Here is a 20,146-nt window from a genome sequence, read left to right on the forward strand (position 1 = left end):
GGGGAGGGGGTGGGCATGGTCACGCGGCCGGGCCTGCCCATCCCACCGGGCGAGCCGGCCATCAATCCGGTGCCGCGCCGCATGATCGCGGCCGGCATCGCCGAGGTGGCGCGGGCGGCGGGCGTTGCGGCCGACGTCGAGGTGGAGATTTCCGTCGCCGACGGCGCGCGCCTCGCGCTCAAGACGCTCAATCCGCGCCTCGGCATCGTCGGCGGGCTCTCGGTGCTGGGCACCACGGGCATCGTCGTGCCCTATTCCTGCGCGGCGTGGATCCACTCCATCCATCGCGGCATTGATGTCGCCCGCGCCATGGGGCTCGACCATGTGGCCGGAGCCACCGGCACCGCCTCCGAGCAGGCGGTGCGCAAGCTCCACGGCCTCGACGAGGTGGCGCTCATCGACATGGGCGACTTCGTCGGCGGCATGCTGAAATATGTGCGCACCCATCCCGTGGCGAAGGTCACGGTGGCCGGCGGCGTCGCCAAGATGACCAAGCTCGGTCAGGGCTTCCTCGATCTCCACTCCAAGCGCGGCCGCGCCGACATGGAAGCCCTCGCGGCGCTGGCGTCGGGCGCCGGTGCCGCGCCGCACCTCGCCGCGCGCATCGGGGCAGCGCACATGGTGGCGGAGGCGTTCCAGATCGCCCGCGCCGAAGGCTTCCCGCTGGGCGATTGCGTGGCGCGCGCCGCCTGGGCCACCGCCGCGCGGGCGCTCGACCGGGCCGACGTGGCGCTGGAGATCGCCGTGTTCGACCGCGACGGCACGCTCATGGGCCGCGCGCCCTTCGCGCCGGCACAGGCCTGAACCGCCGCTCATTCACCCCCTCCGCGGAAGCGACGGACATAGGCGGTGTCGTAGAGCGCGCTCTCGCGGAAATCCTGCGCCGCCAGCGCCCGCCCCACCAGGATGAGCGCGGTGCGCGGGATGGGATCGGCTTCAAGCTGGCCGGCAATGTCGCCGAGGGTTCCGGTGACGATGCGCCCGTCCGGCCAGGAGGCCTTGGCCACCACCGCCACCGGGCAGTCGGCGCCGAGCACCGGGCTCAGTTCCGCCACCACCCGATCAAGGGCATGGATGGCGAGGTGGATGGCGAGCGTCGCCCCCGTGGCGGCGAAGGCGGCAAGGTTCTCCGTCGCCGGCATGGCGGAGGCGCGGCCCGAGACGCGGGTGATGACGAGGCTCTGCGCCACCTCCGGCACGGTGAATTCGCGCTTCAGCAGCGCCGCCGCCGCCGCGAAGGCGGGCACGCCGGGCGTCAGCGTATAGGGGATGGACAGCCGGTCGAGCCGGCGCATCTGCTCGGCCACGGCGCTGTAGACGGAGAGGTCGCCGGAGTGCAGCCGCGCCACGTCCTCCCCCGCCGCGAAGGCGCGGATATATTCCGCCTCGATCCGGTCCAGGTCGAGGGGCGCGGTGTCCACCTTGCGGGCGCCCGGCGGGCAATAGGCCAGCAGTTCCGGCGCCACGATGGAGCCGGCATAGAGGCAGACCGGGCAGCGGGCGATGAGGTCGCGCCCGCGCACGGTGATGAGGTCCGCCGCGCCCGGTCCGGCGCCGATGAAATGGACGGTCACGCGTCTTCTTCCTCCCGCCGCGCGAGGGCGCAGGTGACGGGGCCGAGCGCGAGGCGCGGGCCCAGCAGGCGGGCATGGGCGCCGGCGGCGGCCAGCGCCGCCGTTTCGGCCGCCGAAGGCACGCGCAGCAGGGCGATCACCCGCTCCGAGCGGGTCCTGGTGCGGTTGGAGGCGGCTTCGAGCTGGGTCTGCGGCACCAGCACCAAAGGCAGGCCGAGCTTGGCCGCCGCCTCACTGATGCCGGCCTCGCCGCCCTTCACCGCCGGTGCGGCGATGAGGGCCACATCGTCGCGCGCCAGTGCGGCACGCGTCAGGGCGGCGTCGAAGGCGGCCAGCACCTCGTCCACGCTCACCCCTCGCTTGGAGCCGATGCCGGCCACGATCATGCCCCGCCTCCCTCTCCTTCGGGCGGCTTGTTGTAGCGCCACTGGGTGACCGGCATTGCGGGCCGCCACCCGGTCATGCCCTTCACCGGCGACGAGCGCGCCAGCGCGATGCGCAGGAGGTCGCCGCCGAGCCGGGCATGGGCGGCAAGCAGCACCGCCTCCGTCTCCAGCGTCACCGCGTTGGCCATCAGGCGCCCCCCCGGCTTCAGCGCCGCGAGCGCCGCATCGAACACGCCGGCTTCCGAGGCGCCGCCGCCGAGAAAGATGACATCCGGCAGGGGCAGGCCGGCAAGGGCGCCGGGTGCCGCACCCTCCACGATCTTCAGGTGCGGCACGCCGAGGCTCGCGGCATTGCGGGCGATCCGGGCCGCGCGTTCCGCGTTGCCTTCGACGGCGATGGCGGACAAGGAGGGGTGCGCCAGCAGCCATTCGATGGCGATGGAGCCCGCCCCGGCGCCGATGTCCCACAACAGCTCCCCCCGTCGTGGCGCGAGGGAGGAGAGGGTGAGGGCGCGGACCTCGCGCTTGGTGATTTGTCCGTCATGCTCGAACAAATCGTCGGCAAGGCCGCTCGCGAGGGAGAGGATGGGGGCGTCGGCATCCGCCACCACCTCCAGCGCCACCACGTTCAGCGCCGCCACGTCGGTGAAGGCGAAGGCATCGGCCCGCGTCTCGCGGGCCCGCTCAGAGGGGCCGCCCAGAGCCTCCAGCACCACGAGGCGCGAGGCGCCGCAGCCATGGGCGGTGACGAAATCCGCCACCTGTCGCGGCCCGTCCCCGTCCGAGGTGAGCAGGATCAGCCGCGCGCCGTCCTGCAAAAAGGGCCGCAGCCGGGCCAGAGGCCGGCCGTGAAGGGAGACGAGGTCCGCCTCCTGCAACGCCCAGCCGAGGCGGGCGGCGGCCAGCGCAAAGGCGGAGGGGGCGGGAAAGGCGCGCATCTCGTCGGCCGGCACGTGGCGGGCAAGGCTCCCGCCCACGCCGTAGAGGAAGGGGTCGCCCGAGGCGAGGACACAGACGCGCCGCCCGCGCGCGGCGAGGACGCCGGCAACGCTGAAGGGGCTCGGCCACACCTGCGCTTCGCCGGTGACGAGGACGCCGGCAAGGGCAAGATGGCGCGCGCCGCCGAATACGATCTCGGCGCCGGAGATGGCGGCGCGTGCGGCGGGGGAGAGGCCGTCCGCCCCGTCCTCGCCGATGCCGACGATGGACAGCCAGCGCCCCTCTGGGGCACTTATACCAACGGGCGACGAGATTGACTCGTCGCCCGTTGGTATAAGCCCGCGCGGCGCCTGAGCGAGACCCTCTCGGCGCCGGTCAGAGACCGGGGCCGTTGGTAGCATGCCCGCCATGAGCGATCCCTCCGTCCCGTCCCGCGCCGTTTCAGCCATGGTCCCGCGCATTCTCCTGCTCGGCGGCACCAGCGAGGCCAGCGCCCTCGCCAAATGCCTTGCATCCCGCATCGCGGACCATGGCGGGCTCGACGTGGTCCTGTCGCTTGCGGGGCGCACGGAAAACCCCGCGCCCCAGCCGGTGCCCGTGCGCGTCGGCGGCTTCGGCGGCGCGACGGGCCTTGAAGACTATCTGAAGGCGGAGCGTATTGCCGCCGTGGTGGATGCCACCCATCCCTATGCCGCCCGCATGTCCTTCAATGCGGCGCAGGCCTGCGCGGCGGCGGGGGTGCCCCTCCTCGCCTTGCGGCGCGGGCCATGGACGCCCGTTGCCGGCGACCGGTGGCGGGAGGTGGCGGATGTGCCGGCCGCGGTGGTGGCGCTGGGGGATGCGCCCCGGCGGGTGTTCCTCGCCCTCGGGCGCAACGAGGTGCGCGCCTTCGAGGCGGCGCCGCAGCATTCCTATCTGGTGCGCAGCGTCGATCCGGTCGCCCCGCCGCTGGCGGTGCCTGACGCCGAATATGTCCTCGGGCGCGGCCCGTTTGGCGAGGCAGACGACCGGGCGATGCTGGAGGCGCATCGCATCGACACCATCGTCGCCAAGAACAGCGGCGGCTCGGCCACCTACGGCAAGATGGCGGCCGCCCGCGCGCTGGGCATCGAGGTGCTTCTGATCGCGCGGCCCGCCGTGCCCGCCGTCCCGGCGGTGGCGACGCCGGCGGAGGCCGAGGCGTGGCTGCTCGACCAGTTCGGCGCTCACGGCGCGGACTCCACTGGCGCGGAGTCTTCTTCCGCTCGCGGCGCGGACTCCTTTTCCGCTCGCGGCGCGGGCCTGTCCACCGAGCGCGGGGCGTAGACCAGCGGCGGCAGGCCCGGGCGCGGCACGATGCGGGTGTCGGCGGTGCCGATGATCACGCAGGTGGCCATGTCCGCCTGCTCCGGGTCGGCCTCGGCAAGGGTGGTGAGGGCGATGCGCTCGTCCGCGCGCTCCGCCGCCCGGCCGAACACCACCGGCACGCTGCCCGCAAGGCGGGCGCGCAGGATTTCGAACGCCCGTCCCAATTGCCAGGGCCGCGCCCGGCTGATGGGATTGTAGAGGGCGATGACGAAGCCCGCCTCCGCCGCCAGCGCCAGGCGCTTTTCCACCAGCGCCCACGGCTTCAGGTTGTCGGAGAGGGAGAGGGCGCAGAAATCATGGCCCAGCGGCGCCCCGCAGCGGGCCGCCACCGCCAGCATGGCGGTCACGCCCGGCACCACCTCGAAATCAAGGGCGCGCCATGCTTCCGGCCCCTGCTCCATGGCCTCGCAGACGGCGGCGGCCATGGCGAATACACCGGGATCGCCCCCCGATACCATGGCGACCCGCGCGCCCGCCACCGCGGCGTCCAGGGCGGCCGAGGCGCGGGCAATCTCCTCGCGATTGTCGGAAGGGCGGCGCTCCTGCCCCGGCCGTTCCGGCAAACGCGCGAGATAGGGGGCGTAGCCGAAGACGAGGTCCGCCGCTTCCACCGCGGCCGCGGCTTCGGGCGTCATCTGCCGCGCCGCGCCGGGGCCGAGGCCGACCACGGTGAGCCGTCCGCGCCGCTCTTGCGCGTCGCCCGTGTTCATGCCGCCCGCTCCCAGCCGGGCACCAGCACGATGGAGAAATAGGGCGCGCGCTCGTCCGCCCGTTCGGCCAAAGGCACAAGGGCGCAGTCGGCCATGGTGCCGCGCTCCACATAGAGCGCCTTGTCGAGCCGGCCGGCGGCGATGAGCGCCCGGCGGATCTTGGGCAGGTTGCGGCCCACCTTCATGATGACCACCGCGTCCGCCTCGGCGAGGCGGCGGGCAAGCTCTGCTTCGTCCAGGGTGCCGGGCAGCACCATGAGCACGTCGTCGCCCTGGGCGATGGGCGCGCCCGCCTGCGACCAGCAGCCGGACATGCCGGTGACGCCGGGAATGACCCGCGTGGGAAAGCGCTGCGCAAGGCGCACATGCAGGTGCATGTAGGAGCCATAGAACAGCGGGTCGCCCTCGCTCAGCACCGCCACCGTGCGCCCGGCAAGGATATGCTCCGCCACCGCCGCCGCCGAGGCGTCGTAGAAGGCGCCGATGGCGGTGCGATAGGCGGCGTCGTGGCGGTGGATCTCGGTGGTGACGGGATAGAGCAGGGGCAATTCCACCGTGTCCGGACGGAAGTGCGCCTCAGCGATGGTGCGGGCGTGGCTGACATTGCCGGCCTTGGCGAAATAGCCCACCACGTCCGCACCGGCGATGGCCTTCACCGCCTTGAGGGTCAGAAGATCGGGGTCGCCGGGACCGACGCCCACGCCGATGAGCTGGCCCTTCATAGTCCGGCCCTCGCCAGCGCATTGACGGCGGCCGAAGTGATGGCGCTGCCGCCGAGCCGCCCACGCACGATGGCGAACGGCACGCCGCGCGGGTTCTCCGCCAGCGCATCCTTGGATTCCGCCGCGCCCACGAAGCCCACCGGCATGCCGAGGATGGCGGCGGGGCGGGGCGCGCCCTTGTCCAGCATTTCCAGCAGGTGGAAGAGGGTGGTGGGCGCATTGCCGATGGCCACGACCGCGCCGCCGAGCTGCTCGCGCCACAATTCCAGCGCCGCGGCCGAGCGGGTGGTGCCGAGCTTCTCGGCCAGCGCCGGCACGGCGGGATCGCGCAGGGTGCAGACCACCTCGTTGTCGGCCGGAAGGCGGGCGCGGGTGATGCCGTGGGCCACCATCTGCGCATCGCACAGGATGGGCGCGCCGGCCTTGAGCGCCGCGCGGGCGACGGCCACCACGCCGGGACCGAACACGAAGTCCCGCGCCGCCTCCACCAGCCCGCAGGCGTGGATCATGCGCACCGCCACGTCTTCTTCCTCGGGGGAGAAGCGCGACAGGTCCGCCTCGGCGCGGATGATGGCGAAGGAGCGCTCGTAGATGGCGGTGCCGTCGCGCACGTAATCGAAGGGGAGGGTCATGCTGCGCGGCTCGTCACGTCTTCATCATCGGTCTGTCGTTTCCTTCACGCACCCACACAGGCCCGCCAGCACATCTGCCTCTCGCATGCGGGCCAGAAGCCCGCGTCCGGTCTCGCCGGGCGCGCGGGGCGTGCCGGCCAGCGTCGCGAGCCTTGCCGCCAGTGCGTCGGCCGGAAGGGCCGGTCCGAGCGCCCCGGAGGGTGCGCCCTCATGCACCAGAGCGATCCCGCCGTCCATGCCCACGAAGGTGAGGGTCGCCGGCGCGGGATGGGCGCAGCCCTTGGCGCAGGCGGACAGATGTACCGTCACCGTGCCGTCCAGCAGCGGCGCGAGGGCTTCCGCCACACCGGGCGCGAGGTCCCGTGCGGGGAAATGGGCGCAGACGCAGGCCGGCGCGCCGGGGCAGGCGGCCACGAAGGCGCGGGGGTCGTCGGGTGCCACCAGGCAGCCGAGACGCCGGGCTTCCGTCGCGAAGGCGCGGGCGCCATCTGCGTCGAGGCCGGTGGCGAGGAGCACGCGCTCGGTCGCCGGCCGCAGGTCGCCGGCCCCGGCGACCTCGGCCGCATCTGCGAGGGCCGCGAACAGGTCCGCTGCACCGGCGCCGAAGGGCAGGCCGATACCGCATGCGAAGCGGCCATCGGCGAGGGGAAAGGTGCCCAGCGGAGCGGGCGGCTTCCCCGCATCGCCTTGCGTCGCGGGGCATCCCGGCAGGTCGGTGGCGCGGGCGCGGCGGCCGAGGGCGGCGATCCGCGACAGGGCGTCGAGCGCCAGCGCCGCCGCATCGGGTTCCGCCAGCAGCTCCGCCGCGCCGCCGCCGATGGTGACGGACCACCTCACGTCCGCGCCGGAACGCATGGCGGCAAGGCGCACGTCCGCCTTATGGCCGGCAAGGCCGATGGCGCCGCCGCCGTCGATGACCACGGACACCTTCGGCCCCAGCTTGCCCGCAAGTCCCGCCGCGCCCTCCCGGATGCGATGGGCGAGGGGGCGGGCATCCGCGGCTTCCCGGGGATCGAGCCCCGACAGCGGCGAAATGTCGATGGCGAAGCCGAGGCGCGGTGTGATCCCGAGATCGAGGATCGCATCCTGAAGCGGCGCCACCGTTTCCGCCGTCAGCCCGCGCACCTGGAGGCTGCCGCGGGCGGTGATCTCCATCATGCCGTTGCCGAAGGCGGTGGCCGCGCTGGCGAGGCCGCGCAACTGACCGGAAGAGATCGCCCCTTCCGCCGGCACGAGGCGCAGGATGAGGCCGTCGCCGGTCTCCATGGGCGCGAGGAAGGCCGGGCAGGTGCCCCGGCGCGCGGGCGGGCGCGGGCTCATTCCGCCGCCTCCTTCGGTGCAGTTCCTTGGGCCTCGGCGAGGAGGGCGTCGAGATCGGCGTCGAGGGCGTTGCGGCGGCTGTGCCACAGGCCCCGGCGGCGCGCATCGGCGAAGCGGCGGGCCATGGCGCGGGCGGCGGCGGGGTTCTGGTCGAGGAGGAAGGCGCGCACGGACGGCTCCGCCAGATAGGCGGCATGGAGGCGGTCCAGCAGGGCGCTCGCCACCTCGTGCGTGGTCTCGGCGAAGGCGACGAGGCGGTCCACCGTCTCCGCCAATTCCGCTGCCCCGCGCGGGCCGTGGCGCATCTGCCCGGCGATGAAGGTCGGCGAGACGCGCCCGTGCACCAGCCGCGCCAGCGCTTCGGACAGGGGGCGGGCGCGGGGTCGGTCGGGGTCGGTGGTGTCGAGCACCACGAGGTGCGCCTTGTGCCCCAGCGCCACGCCGGCGGCCGCGAAGCCGCCCATGAAGGCGGCGTCCTCGCTGCCGTCCAAGAGGTCGCGGGCGGCATCGTCCGCGCCGTGGATGAGGGCATCCGCCTGGGCGATCCGCCCGGCGAAGGCGCCGGGTGCCGGGCGCGCCATGCCGTCCGCCCCGCCATAGGCGTGGGAGGCGGCGGCGAGATAGGCATGGCCCAGCTCGGCGCGATCCTCGAAGGCGCCGCGCTGGAGCTGCGCCTCGATGCCCGCGCCATAGGCCCCCGGCGCCGAGCCGAACAGGCGGGACAGGTCCTCGCCCCGGCGGCGGGCAGCGGCGAGCGGATTCTCGCTATCGTCCTCGTCCCGAGCTGCCACGGCGCGGACGGCGGCATCCAGCAGCGCGATCTGGGCCGGGAAGATGTCGCGGAACAGGCCGGAAATGCGGAAGGTCACGTCGATGCGTGGGCGCCCCAGCACGGCGGGCGGCAGCACCTCGATGCCGGTGACGCGGCCGCTCGCCGCCTCCCACATGGGCCGGCAGCCGAGGAAGGCGAGGCCCTGGGCGATTTCCTCGCCCCCGGTGCGCAGGGAGGCGCTGCCCCACAGGTCCAGCACCAGCGCGTGGGGCCAGTCGCCGTGTTCCTGCAGCAGCAGGCGCAGGGCCTCGTCGGCCGCCTTGCGGGCAAGGTCGCAGGCGGTGGGGGTAGGCAGGGTGCGCGGATCGGCGGTGTAGAGGTTGCGCCCGGTGGGCAGCACGTCCCGCCGCCCCCGCGCCGGAGCCCCGGCGGGACCGGCGGGCACGAAGCGGCCGTCGAGGGCGTCGAGCAGCGCGCGGGTCTCGGCTTCGGCGGAGGCGATGCGGGCGGGGTCGGCCTCGTCTTGCGGCACATGGCCGAAGATGTGGAGGCCGTCCTTCACCGCAAGGTCCTTCAGGTCGCACAGCCAGGCGTCGATGCGGCGCAGGGCCTCGTCGGGGTCGGTGGCGGTGGTGACGCCGGCGGTGGCGGCAAGGCCGGTGTCACCGGCGGTCTCCACGATGAGCTGGGCGAGGCGCTCCCGGCGGCGGCGGTCGAGGCCGTCCGCCTGGGCGTATTCGTCCACCAGCCGCTCCAGCTTCTGCTCGGCCTCGGACAGGCCGGCGGCCGCCTGCGGCGGGGGCAGGTGGCCGATGGTGACGGCGGCGAGCCGCCGTTTCGCCTGCGCCGCCTCGCCGGGATTGGAGACGATGAAGGGATAGACCACCGGCAGCGCCCCCATGACCAGCTGCGGGAAGCAGGCGGGCATCAGCGCCACCGCCTTGCCCGGCAGCCATTCCAGCGTGCCGTGGGCGCCGAGATGGATGACGGCGTGGGCGTCCAGCCCCTCGCGCAGCCACAGGCCGAAGGCGATGAGGGCATGGCGGGGCGGCAGGGCGGCGTCGTGATAGTCCGCGCGCCGGTCGAGCGCCGCGCCGCGATCGGGCGCGAAGGCGAGGGTGAGGGCGCCAGAGCGGGCAATGCGGAAGTGGAAGGCGCCGTCCTTCAGGTCGGCATCCGCTTCGGGCGCCCCCCATGCGGCGTGGACGGCCTCGCGCGCGGCCTGCGGCAGGCGGTCAAAAGCGCGGCGGTAGGCGTCGAGAGACAGGGCCGGCGCGGGGGCGATGGCGGCGAGCAGGGCCTTCGCATCGGCGGGCACGGGGCCGGTGGCGTAGTCGGCGTCGCCCAGCGTTGCCATCAGCCGCCGCGCGCTCTCCGGCACATCGAGGCCCACCGCATAGCCGGAGCGGCCCTCGGCGCCGGGATAATCGGGCAGGATCAGTGCCAGCCGCCGCTCCGCGCGGGGCGTGGCGGCGAGGCGCACCAGGCCGGCAACGCGGTCTGCCACATGGGCCACCTGGTCCGGCTCCGGCCGGTTGATGGCGGGGGTGAAGGCAAGGTCGGCATCGGCCGGCGCGAAATCCTTGAAGGAGAGCGCGCCGGCCAGCACCCGCCCGTCCAGCTCCGGCAGCACCACATGCATGGCGAGGTCGGCGGCCGAAAGCCCGCGCGGGCTGCCGGCCCAGGCGGCGCGGGCAGTGGTGGCGGGGGCGGCCTGGAGCACAGGCGCCCCGCCCGCCGGGAACAGCTCCGCCGCATCCCCCGCCGCAAACGCGGTGGTGGTGACGATGACCGCCGGCTTGAGGGCTGTCAGCGCATGGCGCACGGCGGCGCGGGCTTCCGGCGCCTTGAGGCTCGGCACGAACAGGGGCACGGCGGCGATGCCGCGCGCTTCAAGGGCGGCGGCGAGCGCGTCGATGGCGGCGGTGTCGGCTGCGAGCCACTGGGAACGGTAGAAGAGGATGAGGGCGCTGGGCCGCCTGTCCGCCCGCGCGGCGGCGGCCTGGGGTTCCTCTAGTCCCGCGCCGGGATGGTAGAAGGCGGTGGCGGGAACCGGGCGCGGCGGCGCGATTTCGGCGGGCGTAGCGAAGCCGGCCGTCGCGGCCATGCGGGCGAGCAGGGCGCCCATGTTGTCCGGACCACCCGCGCGAAAATAGGCGAGCCAATGGGCCAGCTCGTCCGCAGGCACCGTGGAGAGGGCGGCGAGGCGCGGGTCGTCCTGGTCCTCCCCCGGCAGCAGCGCGAGGGCGATGCCGCGCGCACGCGCCAGGGCGGACAATTGTTCGGCACCGTAGCGCCACCAGTCGAGCCCGCCCAACTGGCGCACCAGCACCACCCTGGCGTGGCGCGCCACCTTTTCCACCCAAAGGTCTACGGACATGGGGTGGGCGAGGTCCTTCAGCCGCGCGAGACGCAGGCTGGGCAGCGCGTCCCGCCGCGCCCGCCAGGCGGCGGACAGGGCCAGCAGGTCGCTGTCGGTGAAGGACAGCGCCACCATGTCGCCGGGCGGCTGGGCGAGATCGACCGGCTCGGCCAGATCCTCCAGCGTCGTCGATGTGGTGGCGAGGATGTGCATGGGGTCTGGTTCGCCTCAGCCGAGAATGGCCCGCTCCACCGCCGCGCGGTCGAAGCCCTTGAGGCCGATCACCACCAGCGCGCCGCGCCGTTCCTCGGCGGCGCCCCACGGCCGGTCGAAATGGTGCGACACGCGGGGGCCGACACCCTGCACCAGCAGCCGCATGGGCTTGCCGGTGACCGCCGCGAAGCCCTTCACGCGCAGCACGTCCGGCGTCTCCGCCGCCGCGACCACGCGGGCGGCGAGGGCGACGGGATCGGCGATCTCGGGGAGCGGGAGCACGATGCTCTCGAACTCGTCGTGGTCGTGGTCTTCCTCGTCGTCGTGATGGGTGCGGCGGGCGTCGATCTCGTCTTCCACGCCGACGCCGAGGCCCAGCAGCACGGCGATGTCCACCCTGCCGGAGGTGGCGCGCACCAGCTTCACCGCGCGGGGCAGATTCTGCGCCACCACCCGCTCGGCGATGGCGAAGCCGGGGTCGTCGAGCAGGTCGCTCTTGGAGAGGATGACGAGGTCGGCGCAGGCGATCTGGTCCTCGAACACCTCTTCCACCGGGTCGTCATGGTCGAGGCTTGAGTCTTCGGCGCGCTGGGCGGCGAGGGCGGAGAGGTCCGGCGCCACCCGCCCTTCGGCCAGCGCCGGGCCGTCCACCACGGCGACCACGCCGTCCACCGTCACCCGGCTCTTGATGGCCGGCCACTGGAACGCCTGCACCAGCGGCTTGGGCAAGGCGAGGCCGCTGGTTTCGATGAGGATATGGTCCACGCGCGGGGTGCGCGAGAGGATCTGGTCCAGCGCCGGCACGAAATCGTCGGCGACGGTGCAGCACAGGCAGCCGTTGGCCAGTTCCACGATGGTGTCCTCGCTGCAGCTCTCGATGCCGCAGCCCTTCAGGATCTCGCCGTCGATGCCCACGTCGCCGAACTCGTTGACGATCACGGCCAGCCGCTTGCCGCCGGCATTCTCAAGCACGTGACGGATGAGCGTGGTCTTCCCCGCGCCGAGGAAGCCGGTGACGATGGTGCAGGGCACGCGGGCGAGCGAAGTCATCAGGGCTCCTCGGGAAAGGACAAAGGGGGAATGCGGGCGACCATGCCGCGCTTGAGGCTTTCGGGTCGTCCGCGCCAGGGCATGAGGCCGTCGCTGGAGGACGCCAGCAGCGCCGCGCCGGCGATCAGGTCGGGGGCGGCATCGGCGGCAAGGTCGCCGAAGACATAGGTCCAGCCGTCGCGGCGGACCATGGCGGCGGAGAGGGACCGCTTGCAGTTGGCGAGGCAGCGCACACCCTTTACCGCCACGCCGTCCGGCAGCAGGGCTGCCGCGGCTGCGTCGGCGAGGACCGCGCCATCGACGGGAGATTCGCCTTCGCCGGGGCTGCGGCAGGTGGTGCAGATGAAGACGGTCACGGCCGGCGGATCGCCGCGCCCGGAGGCCGGCGCGTCACTCTCGCGCGCGGTCGGCCGGGCGGTGGTTTCCGCCACGTCGGCATCGCCGGGAATGTGGGCGCGTTCGCCTCGCTCCACCATTGAGATCCACGGGTGCGCGGGCCGCCCGCGAAGCACGGGCTTGAAAGGGACGCAAGACCGGAGCACCCCGCCCGGCGCGGACCTCGTCGAAGGCAGGTCTCCTGGCTCGCGGATCAGCGCCCCCGCCGCCTTCCCGGCGCCTTGCGGCATCCAGTGGCGTCTGGCAGGGGCTCACCGCCGACAGTTGCGGGGGCAGCCGCGGCATGGGGAGACACCTCCCGCACCGCATTCCCTTTTGCGCCCGTGTGGGAACACGGGACCTTCGACAGGGGCACTAAAGGCAGGGCGGGGGCGAATGTCAAATGAGAGGGCGAGGGTGGGGCTTCAGTTTGAAAAGAATCACTGTCGGCCCCTCCCCCGCACGCGGGAGAGGGGAGTCCGCCGGCTTCGGATGTCAGATCAGGACGACCCCCGCCCCCTCGCCACATAAGCCCGCCAGCCGCCGAGCGCCGTGATTTCCTCGGCGCGCTCCACCGCATGGGCCTCGCACAGGAAGCCGGGCACCTCGCTGCCGTCCTCCAGCCGCACCTTGCCGATGCCGAGCGGCGCGGGGATGCGGGAGACGAAGCGGCCGAAGGCGGCGGGGGCCAGCGCCCAGACCTCCACCTCCAGCCCCGGCCCGGCAAAGCCCGGGGCGCGCACCACGCCCGGCTTCTGGGGCGTGGTGTCCGGCAGCACGAAGAGCCGGTAGTCCGGCGCGGTGCGGCAGCTCTTCACCAGCACACCGCCAGCCTCCGTGAGCTCCGGGTTGAGCGGCATGCCGGACAGGTGCGCCCCCACGACGGCGATGGGCACGGCCTCGCCCGGCTGGATTTCGGACGGGCGATGTCCGCTGAGCGGAAGATCGGTCGTCATGGCTTTCCTCTCCGCTTTCGTCACAGGGCTTCGAGCACGCAGACCACGTCGCCGGAGCGCACGGTGCGCCCGGGGACCGCACGGATCTCCCGCACCCGCCCGGCGGCATGGGCGGTGATGGAGATTTCCATCTTCATGGATTCGATGATGGCGATGGTTTCGCCTGCGGCGACCACCGTCTCCTCCGCCACCAGCACCTTCCAGACGTTGCCGGGCACGTTGGCGGAGACGCCGAAGCAGCCGTCCGGCATCTCGCCCTCGCTGAAGGGGCCGGCGCCGTCCTCCACCACGAAGCTGTCGAGCCCTTCCGCCTTCCAGCGGGCGCGCTCCGCCTCGAAAGCCGCCTGCTGGCGGGCCTTTCCGGCCGTGATCTCGCCGGCGTTGGCAGCAAGGTTCGCGGCATAGTTGGCATAGGAGAAGCGGCGGTCCTCGATGCGCACCGGATAGGCGCCGTGAGGAAATGCCTCGCGCGCCTCCATCAGCTCCTGGTGGCTCACGGGGAAGAAGCGGATCTCGTCGAAGAAGCGCAGCAGCCACGGGGTGCCGGGCTCGAACGCGGGCGTTGAGCGCCACGTGTTCCACATCTGGATGGTGCGGCCGAACAGCTGATAGCCGCCCGGCCCCTCCATGCCGTAGATGCACATGTAGGCGCCGCCGATGCCCACCGCGTTTTCCGGGGTCCAGGTGCGGGCCGGGTTATACTTGGTGGTGACGAGGCGGTGGCGCGGGTCGATGGGAGTGGCAACCGGCGCGCCGAGATAGACATCGCCGAGGCCCAGCACCTGGTAGCTGGCGCCGAAGATGATGTCCTTCACCGCCTGCTCGTCCTCAAGGCCGTTGATGCGGCGGATGAACTCGATGTTGGACGGGCACCACGGCGCGTTGGGCCGCACCAGCTCCTGATACTTGCGCATGGCAAGTTCCGCCTGCGGGTCGTTCCAGGACAGGGGCAGGTGGACGACGCGGCTCGGCACCACCACATCCTCGGCGCGGGGCAGGCCGCTCTCGATCCCGGCGAGGGCGTCGAGCAGCTTGGCGCGTGGCATGGCCGCGCCATCGTAGTGGATCTGGAGCGAGCGGATGCCGGGGGTGAGGTCGATGATCCCCGGCAGGCGCGCCTCCTCGACCGCCTGCGCCATCAGGTGGGCGCGCAGGCGCAGCGCAATGTCGAGGTGCATGTCGCCGAACTCGACCAGCAGGTTATCGTCCCCCTGCCGGCGATAGACGACACTCACCGGCCCGTCCTCCCGGCGGGCCAGGATCGGCGAGCCGGTCTCCTCCGGCGCGCCGATCACGGCCGGGCCGGAGATGGGGTCCTGCGGCCGGGGCAGGGCGAGGAAGCGCACGGTGTCTCCGGGCTTCAGCTGACCCATCTTCCACTGCTCGTCGCGGGCGATCACCGCCGGGCAGACGAAGCCGCCCAGCGAGGGGCCGTCCGGGCCGAGGATGATGGGCATGTCGCCGGTGAAGTCGATGGCGCCGATGGCATAGGCGTTGTCGTGGAGATTGGAGGGGTGGAGCCCCGCCTCGCCGCCATCGGTCCGCGCCCAGCGCGGCGTCGGCCCCATGAGGCGCACGCCGGTGCGGGCGCTGTTGAAATGTACCTCGTAGGTCGCGGCGAAGAGGTCCGCGATATCCTCGTCCTGGAAGAAGTCTGGCGCGCCGTGGGGGCCATAGACCACGCCGATGCTCCACTCCCGCGTCAGCGGCGCGGGGGCGCCGGGCGCGTGGTCCGGAACCTGCGGGCGCGCGGCCTTGGGGGCGAGGTGGAGGGTGTCGCCGCCCTTCAGGGTGCCGGTGGCATGGCCGCCGAAGGCGCCCAGGGCGAAGGTGGCGCGCGAGCCCAGCACCACGGGTGCCTGGAACGCGCCATTGACCGCGAGATAGGCCCGCTGCCCCGGCCCCTCGATATGGCCGATGGCGAGCACCTGCCCCGCCTTCACCGGGAAGGCGGCATCATGCGGGGCCGGGGCGCCGTCGAGGGTGGCGGGCATCAGGGCGCCGGAGAGGGCGACCACCGCTTCGTCGTGGAAGCGCAGTGTCGGGCCGTTGACCGTCAGTTCCAGCGCGCAGGCGGTCTCGGCATTGCCCACCAGGGCATTGGCCCGGCGGAAGGAATAGTCATCCATGGGTCCGGACGGCGGCACGCCCACGTGCCACAGGTGAAGCCGCCCCGGCAGTTCCTGGAGGCTCGACTGGGCGCCGGGCACCAGCACCTCCACGCTCGAAGGCCGGAAGGCGAAATCCTTCAGCGCCGTGGTCGCCACCTTGGCCGACGCGAGCAGCCCGGACGCCGCGATGGCGCGCAGATATTGCAGGTTGGTCTCGATGCCGCAGATGGAGGTTTCCGCCAGCGCTGCATTGAGCGCGGCGATGGCGGCGGGGCGGTCATCGCCGGTCACGATCACCTTGGCGAGCATGGGATCGTAATAGGGCGTCACCTCGGTGCCGGTCTCGATCCAGCCGTCGATGCGCGCATTCGCGGGGAACTTCACCTCGGTCAGCAGCCCGGCCGAGGGCTGGAAGTTGGCGTGCGGGATCTCCGCATAGACGCGCACCTCCATGGCCGCGCCCTTCGGCACCAGCGGGCCGGCGGCGGATATGGGATCTTCCCCGGCCGCCTGCCGGATCATCCATTCCACGAGGTCGATGCCGAACACCGCCTCGGTGACGGGATGCTCCACCTGGAGGCGGGTGTTCACCTCCAGGAAGTAGAATTCCTGCCGGGCCGGGTCGTAGATGAATTCCACCGTGCCGGCGCTCTCGTAAGCCACGCTCTCGCCCAGCTTCACGGCGGCGGCGTGCAGGCGCGCGCGCACGTCATCGGAGAGGAGGGGAGCCGGGGTCTCCTCCACCACCTTCTGGTTCCGGCGCTGGAGGGAGCAGTCGCGTTCGCCGAGCGCCACCACCTTGCCCTTGCCATCGCCGAAGATCTGCACTTCCACATGCCGCGCCTCGGCCACGAAGCGCTCCAGATAGACCCGCGCATCGCCGAAGGAGGCGCGGGCGGTGCGCTGGACGCGCTCGAAGGTGTCGGCCAGCTCCTGCGGCGTGTGGCACAGTTGCATGCCGATGCCGCCGCCGCCGGCGGTGGATTTAAGCATCACCGGATAGGTGATGGCTTCCGCCGCCTTCAGCGCCTCTTCGGCGGTGTCGAGCAGGTCGGTGCCCGGCAGCAGCGGCACGCCGGAGGCCTTCGCCAGTGCGCGGGCGGTGTGCTTCAGGCCGAAATCCTTCAGGTGCTCGGGCTTGGGGCCGATGAAGCGGATGCCTTCATCGGCGAGGCGCCGGGCGAAGGCCACGTTCTCCGACAGGAAGCCGTAGCCGGGATGCACCGCCTGCGCCCCCGTCGCCTTGCAGGCTGCGATGACTGCGTCCACGTTCAGGTAGCTCTCGGCGGCCGGGGCCGGGCCGAGGCGCACCGCCTCGTCCGCCTCCAGCACGCCGCGGGTGAAGCGGTCGGCGTCCGAATGGACGGCCACCGAGGCGATGTTCATGGCGCGGAGCGTGCGGATGACGCGCCGTGCGATCTCGCCGCGATTGGCGATGAGGACCTTGGTGAACATGGATCAGCCCTCCTCGCCGGCGAAGACGAGGACCTGGACCGGCGTCGGGTTGAAGCCGTTGCAGGGATTGTTGATCTGAGGGCAGTTGGAGATGACGACGAGCACGTCCATCTCCGCCTTGAGCTCCACATAGTCGCCGGGGCCGGAGATGCCGTCCACGATGGCCAGATCCCCCGAGGGTTCCACCGGCACATTCATGAAGAAGTTGATGTTGGGCACCACGTCGCGCTTCGACATGCCGTGCTTCATCACCTCGATGACGAAATTCTCGCGGCAGGCGTGCAGATACTTCACCTGGTGGCCGAAGCGCACCGTATTGGCCTCGCACGAGCAGGCGCCCGCCGAGGTGTCGTGCCGGCCGCAGGTGTCGGCGGTCACGGTGAGCATGAGGTTGCCCTCGGTGGAGATCAGCTTCGTGCCCGTGGACACATAGGCGGAGCCCTGAACCCGCAGCGTATCCTGCGAGGAATAGCGCTCGGAAAAGTCGTCGGCGCGGTAGAATAAAGTATCCACCGCCTGCTGGCCTTCCAGATCCACGATGCGCACGCTCTCGCCCTTCTTCACCACGCAGGAGAAGGGGGCATTGGCGGGCACGAAATAATCGGCGATGGCGGTGGAGGCATCCCGCACGGGCGTCGCGAAGAATTTGCTCATGTCGGCCCCCTCAGCGCGCGGTGTTCTCGAAGCCGCGGACGGCCTCGATGGTGGCGGTGCGGCACAAATCGTCCGCGGCCGGCGCGGGCGCGCGGAAGCGGATGGCCTCCACCGCCGGCGGCGCGTAGTCGGACGCCGGGTCCATGGGGTGGGGGCAGTTGGAGAGCGCGACGATGAGGTCCATCTCGGCGCGCAGGTCCACGAAGTCACCGGCCTGGCGCTTGTCGTCGAGCCAGTGGAAGGCACCCTCGGCGTCGGTCCGCACGGGAGCGAAGAAGGTGAGGGCGGGCGGGATGTCGCGCTTGTCGAAGCCGAGCTTGCCGGCGGCGAGGATGAAGTTGTCGCGGGTGTTGCGCAGCACCTTCTCGCCATAGCGGGCGCGGTTGGAGGCGGCGGTGGAGCCGCCCACGAGGGCGTCGTGCATGCCGGTGGTGTCCTCGATCAGGGAGAACATCACCCGGCCCATGTCGGAGAACAGCACGCGGCCTTTGCCGAGAGCCGAGGTCCACTGGACCTTCACCGTGTCGGCATAGTTCAGCCGCTCGGTCTTGTCGGCCGCCGACCACGCGATCATGGAGACCGCCGCCGGGCCATGGGGCAGGCGGATGCGCAGGGCCTCGCCGGCCGCCATGGGCGTGGACCAGTACCAGCCACCGGGAATGGTCTCGACGTGGATCACGGCGCCTTCGGGGATGGGCGCGCCATCGCGCGGCGTCGGGCCGGGCAGGGCCTTCGGCGCGTGCTTCTGGCCGGCGGCCTTCAATTCGGCATAGCGGCGCTTGTTCTCTTCGATGAAGAGCCGGGTGTCCTCGGTGACGGTCATGTCGTGTCTCCTCAAGCCGTCTGGAGTGCCGGGTCGTCCCGGCCGGGTCCCGAGGGAATGGCCGGGTCGTCCCGGCCGGGGATGGGAGTGCTGGTCTTGCCGGCGATCCGCGTTCCCGCGATCCTTTTCGGCCAGACCTCGATGTCCTTGGCGATGGTGGCGCCGTAGCGGGCCTTCTCCTCGGGCCGGTTGCGCCGGCGCTCGAAGGCGATGATGCGGGTGGCGAGGGTGAACGCCTCCTTCAGGTCGTGGGTCACCATCACCACGGTCATCTCGCAGCTGTTCCACAGCTTCAGCATGAGCTGGTGGATGTCGGTGCGGATGCCGGGATCGAGCGCGCCGAACGGCTCGTCCAGCAACAGGATCTTCGGTCTGCGCATGATGGCCTGGGCCAGTGCCAGGCGCTGCTGCATGCCGCCGGACAGGGCCGCGGGATATTTATCCTCCGCGCCCTTGAGGCCCACTTCCGCGATGAGCGCGCGCGCCTCCTCCTCCACCTGACGGCGGCGGGCGCCGAACAGGCGTCCGGTGAAGGGGGCTTCCTCCATCTCGGCGGCCAGCACCACGTTGCCCAGCACGGTGAGGTGCGGGAACACGGAATAGCGCTGGAACACCACGCCCCGGTCGGCACCCGGCTCGCGGGCGATGGGCCTGCCGTCGATCAGCACCTCGCCGCGGGTCACCGTCTCTTCCGAGAGCAGGATGCGCAAAAAGGTGGTCTTGCCGCAGCCCGAGGGGCCGACGAGGGCGATGAAGGAGCGCGGCGCGAAATCGAGGGAGATGTCCTCCAGCACGATCTGGTCGCCATATTCCTTCCACAGGTGGCGCACGGCGATTGTCGTCATTTCGCGGCTCCGAACCAGGGGAAGAAGAAGCGGCGGGCGCGCACCAGCGCGAAATCCATGGCCACGGCGAGGAGCGTGATCCAGGCGACGTAGGGCAGGATCACATCCATGGCGAGATAGCGCCGCACCAGGAAGATCCGGTAGCCGAGGCCAGAGTCCGAGGCGATGGCCTCCGCCGCGATGAGGAACAGGAAGGCCGGCCCCAGCGACAGGCGCAGGGCGTCCATGAGGCGGGGCAGGATCTGCGGCAGCACCACGCGCACGGCCATCTGCCAGGTGGAGGCGCCCAGGGTCTGCGCCTTGATCATCTGCTCGCGCGGCAGCTCCTCCACCCGCATGGCGAGGTCGCGGATGAGATAGGGCGTGATGCCGATGGTGATGAGCGCGATCTTCGACGCCTCGCCCAGCCCCATGACGATGAAGAGAATGGGCAGCAGCGCCAGTGGCGGCACCATGGAAACCATGGCCACGAACGGCGCGAGGAAGGCCCGCACGATGGGCAGCATGCCCACCAGCAGGCCGATGAGAAGGGCGATGGCGGTGGAGAGGGCCAGCGCCGCGAACAGCCGTTCCAGGCTCGCCAGCGTGTCGGACCACAGGAGATAATCGCCGGTGCGGGCATCCGCCGTGAACGCGACCTTGCCGATGGCCTCGCCCAGCGACACGAGACTTGGCAGCAGCTTGTCGTCGGGGTTCACGGACAGGCGCTCTGCCGAGCCCAGCACATAGGCGAGCACGACAAGGGCAAAGGGCAGGATGGCGAGGAACAGCGCCGTTCCCCGATCCGGCCTGACGTTGATAAGGCGCATCAGCGCTGCTCCGAAGGTTGGGGTGGGATGAGGTCGCGGTGGTTGCACCGGGACGAGCCCCCTCTCCCTCTCCCGCTGGCGGGGGAGGGAG

Annotated in this window: 17 protein-coding genes, 1 pseudogene and 1 riboswitch; of the genes and pseudogenes, 2 read left to right on the plus strand and 16 right to left on the minus strand. The window is 72.0% G+C overall.

The window, feature by feature from the left end; all coding sequences use genetic code 11:
* Positions 1-804 (plus strand): cobalt-precorrin-5B (C(1))-methyltransferase (locus K9U40_RS16220; RefSeq protein WP_282891178.1); only part of this gene is annotated, 804 nt, incomplete at its 5' end.
* An 8-nt stretch (positions 805-812) separates the two neighbouring features.
* Here the strand turns inward: K9U40_RS16220 and cobM are convergent.
* Genes cobM through cbiE form a run of 3 tightly spaced genes read right to left on the minus strand, consistent with a single transcriptional unit; the run spans position 813 to position 3,309 of the window.
* Positions 813-1,574, minus strand: a complete 762-nt coding sequence (gene cobM / locus K9U40_RS16225) for a precorrin-4 C(11)-methyltransferase (protein WP_282891179.1) — start codon at positions 1,572-1,574, stop codon at positions 813-815.
* A complete protein-coding gene (locus K9U40_RS16230; RefSeq protein ID WP_282891180.1) occupies positions 1,571-1,960 on the minus strand; it encodes a cobalamin biosynthesis protein in 390 nt (129 codons plus the stop codon). Before K9U40_RS16230 ends, cobM begins: the two co-directional genes overlap by 4 nt.
* Entirely contained in the window at positions 1,957-3,309 is a 1,353-nt protein-coding gene (gene cbiE, locus K9U40_RS16235; protein WP_282891181.1) for a precorrin-6y C5,15-methyltransferase (decarboxylating) subunit CbiE, read from the minus strand. The genes K9U40_RS16230 and cbiE overlap by 4 nt, the downstream gene beginning before the upstream one ends.
* A 37-nt stretch (positions 3,310-3,346) precedes the next feature.
* On the opposite strand from cbiE, the gene K9U40_RS16240 reads away from it, so the two are divergent.
* The gene (locus K9U40_RS16240; RefSeq protein ID WP_282891192.1) at positions 3,347-4,204 is read left to right on the plus strand and encodes a cobalt-precorrin-6A reductase; all 858 of its coding nucleotides are present in this window, start codon (positions 3,347-3,349) and stop codon (positions 4,202-4,204) included.
* Here the strand turns inward: K9U40_RS16240 and K9U40_RS16245 are convergent.
* From K9U40_RS16245 to K9U40_RS16305, 13 genes and pseudogenes are all read right to left on the minus strand, one after another.
* Positions 4,105-4,956, minus strand: coding sequence for a precorrin-3B C(17)-methyltransferase (locus tag K9U40_RS16245; RefSeq protein WP_282891182.1), 852 nt, complete (start codon positions 4,954-4,956; stop codon positions 4,105-4,107). The genes K9U40_RS16240 and K9U40_RS16245 overlap by 100 nt on opposite strands.
* Positions 4,953-5,678 carry a precorrin-2 C(20)-methyltransferase gene (locus K9U40_RS16250; protein WP_282891183.1) on the minus strand — a complete coding sequence of 242 codons (726 nt, stop codon included), beginning with the start codon at positions 5,676-5,678 and terminating at the stop codon, positions 4,953-4,955. The genes K9U40_RS16245 and K9U40_RS16250 overlap by 4 nt, the downstream gene beginning before the upstream one ends.
* Positions 5,675-6,310: a precorrin-8X methylmutase gene (locus K9U40_RS16255; RefSeq protein WP_282891184.1), complete on the minus strand. Its 636-nt coding sequence runs from the start codon at positions 6,308-6,310 to the stop codon at positions 5,675-5,677. The genes K9U40_RS16250 and K9U40_RS16255 overlap by 4 nt, the downstream gene beginning before the upstream one ends.
* A gap of 24 nt (positions 6,311-6,334) precedes the next feature.
* Positions 6,335-7,630: a precorrin-3B synthase gene (gene cobG, locus K9U40_RS16260; protein WP_282891185.1), complete on the minus strand. Its 1,296-nt coding sequence runs from the start codon at positions 7,628-7,630 to the stop codon at positions 6,335-6,337.
* A complete protein-coding gene (gene cobN / locus K9U40_RS16265) occupies positions 7,627-10,977 on the minus strand; it encodes a cobaltochelatase subunit CobN (RefSeq protein WP_282891186.1) in 3,351 nt (1,116 codons plus the stop codon). Before cobN ends, cobG begins: the two co-directional genes overlap by 4 nt.
* A gap of 15 nt (positions 10,978-10,992) precedes the next feature.
* On the minus strand, positions 10,993-12,030 hold the full coding sequence (cobW, locus tag K9U40_RS16270; protein ID WP_282891193.1) for a cobalamin biosynthesis protein CobW: 1,038 nt from the start codon (positions 12,028-12,030) through the stop codon (positions 10,993-10,995).
* Positions 12,027-12,503, minus strand: coding sequence for a DUF1636 family protein (locus tag K9U40_RS16275; protein ID WP_432715924.1), 477 nt, complete (start codon positions 12,501-12,503; stop codon positions 12,027-12,029). Before K9U40_RS16275 ends, cobW begins: the two co-directional genes overlap by 4 nt.
* Positions 12,504-12,577: 74 nt before the next feature.
* Positions 12,578-12,782, minus strand: a riboswitch (cobalamin riboswitch).
* A gap of 120 nt (positions 12,783-12,902) precedes the next feature.
* A pseudogene (locus tag K9U40_RS16280) lies at positions 12,903-13,295 on the minus strand (allophanate hydrolase-related protein); the annotation flags it as partial.
* Between the two features lie 83 nt (positions 13,296-13,378).
* Complete coding sequence (uca, locus tag K9U40_RS16285; protein WP_282891187.1) at positions 13,379-16,924, minus strand: urea carboxylase; 3,546 nt, start codon at positions 16,922-16,924, stop codon at positions 13,379-13,381.
* Between the two features lie 3 nt (positions 16,925-16,927).
* On the minus strand, positions 16,928-17,578 hold the full coding sequence (locus tag K9U40_RS16290) for an urea amidolyase associated protein UAAP2 (protein WP_282891188.1): 651 nt from the start codon (positions 17,576-17,578) through the stop codon (positions 16,928-16,930).
* A gap of 10 nt (positions 17,579-17,588) precedes the next feature.
* Positions 17,589-18,401 (minus strand): urea amidolyase associated protein UAAP1, encoded by an 813-nt coding sequence (locus K9U40_RS16295; protein WP_282891189.1) that lies wholly within the window; start codon positions 18,399-18,401, stop codon positions 17,589-17,591.
* Between the two features lie 11 nt (positions 18,402-18,412).
* Entirely contained in the window at positions 18,413-19,246 is an 834-nt protein-coding gene (locus tag K9U40_RS16300; RefSeq protein WP_282891190.1) for an ABC transporter ATP-binding protein, read from the minus strand.
* Positions 19,243-20,055 (minus strand): ABC transporter permease, encoded by an 813-nt coding sequence (locus tag K9U40_RS16305; protein ID WP_282891191.1) that lies wholly within the window; start codon positions 20,053-20,055, stop codon positions 19,243-19,245. Before K9U40_RS16305 ends, K9U40_RS16300 begins: the two co-directional genes overlap by 4 nt.
* Between the last annotated feature and the right edge of the window lie 91 nt (positions 20,056-20,146).

Origin of the sequence: Xanthobacter autotrophicus (genome assembly GCF_030015065.1) — a bacterium.
In the GTDB taxonomy this organism is placed as follows: Bacteria; Pseudomonadota; Alphaproteobacteria; order Rhizobiales; family Xanthobacteraceae; genus Xanthobacter; species Xanthobacter autotrophicus_D.

Coding starts and splice junctions, on each gene's coding strand:
- K9U40_RS16230 (WP_282891180.1), bottom strand. CDS start 1,960: ATGATCGTGGCCGGCATCGGCTCCAAGCGAGGGGTGAGCGTGGACGAG.
- cbiE (WP_282891181.1), bottom strand. CDS start 3,309: ATGGCGGGCATGCTACCAACGGCCCCGGTCTCTGACCGGCGCCGAGAG.
- K9U40_RS16240 (WP_282891192.1), top strand. CDS start 3,347: ATGGTCCCGCGCATTCTCCTGCTCGGCGGCACCAGCGAGGCCAGCGCC.
- K9U40_RS16245 (WP_282891182.1), bottom strand. CDS start 4,956: ATGAACACGGGCGACGCGCAAGAGCGGCGCGGACGGCTCACCGTGGTC.
- K9U40_RS16250 (WP_282891183.1), bottom strand. CDS start 5,678: ATGAAGGGCCAGCTCATCGGCGTGGGCGTCGGTCCCGGCGACCCCGAT.
- K9U40_RS16255 (WP_282891184.1), bottom strand. CDS start 6,310: ATGACCCTCCCCTTCGATTACGTGCGCGACGGCACCGCCATCTACGAG.
- cobG (WP_282891185.1), bottom strand. CDS start 7,630: ATGAGCCCGCGCCCGCCCGCGCGCCGGGGCACCTGCCCGGCCTTCCTC.
- cobN (WP_282891186.1), bottom strand. CDS start 10,977: ATGCACATCCTCGCCACCACATCGACGACGCTGGAGGATCTGGCCGAG.
- K9U40_RS16275 (WP_432715924.1), bottom strand. CDS start 12,503: ATGGTGGAGCGAGGCGAACGCGCCCACATTCCCGGCGATGCCGACGTG.
- uca (WP_282891187.1), bottom strand. CDS start 16,924: ATGTTCACCAAGGTCCTCATCGCCAATCGCGGCGAGATCGCACGGCGC.
- K9U40_RS16290 (WP_282891188.1), bottom strand. CDS start 17,578: ATGAGCAAATTCTTCGCGACGCCCGTGCGGGATGCCTCCACCGCCATC.
- K9U40_RS16295 (WP_282891189.1), bottom strand. CDS start 18,401: ATGACCGTCACCGAGGACACCCGGCTCTTCATCGAAGAGAACAAGCGC.
- K9U40_RS16300 (WP_282891190.1), bottom strand. CDS start 19,246: ATGACGACAATCGCCGTGCGCCACCTGTGGAAGGAATATGGCGACCAG.
- K9U40_RS16305 (WP_282891191.1), bottom strand. CDS start 20,055: ATGCGCCTTATCAACGTCAGGCCGGATCGGGGAACGGCGCTGTTCCTC.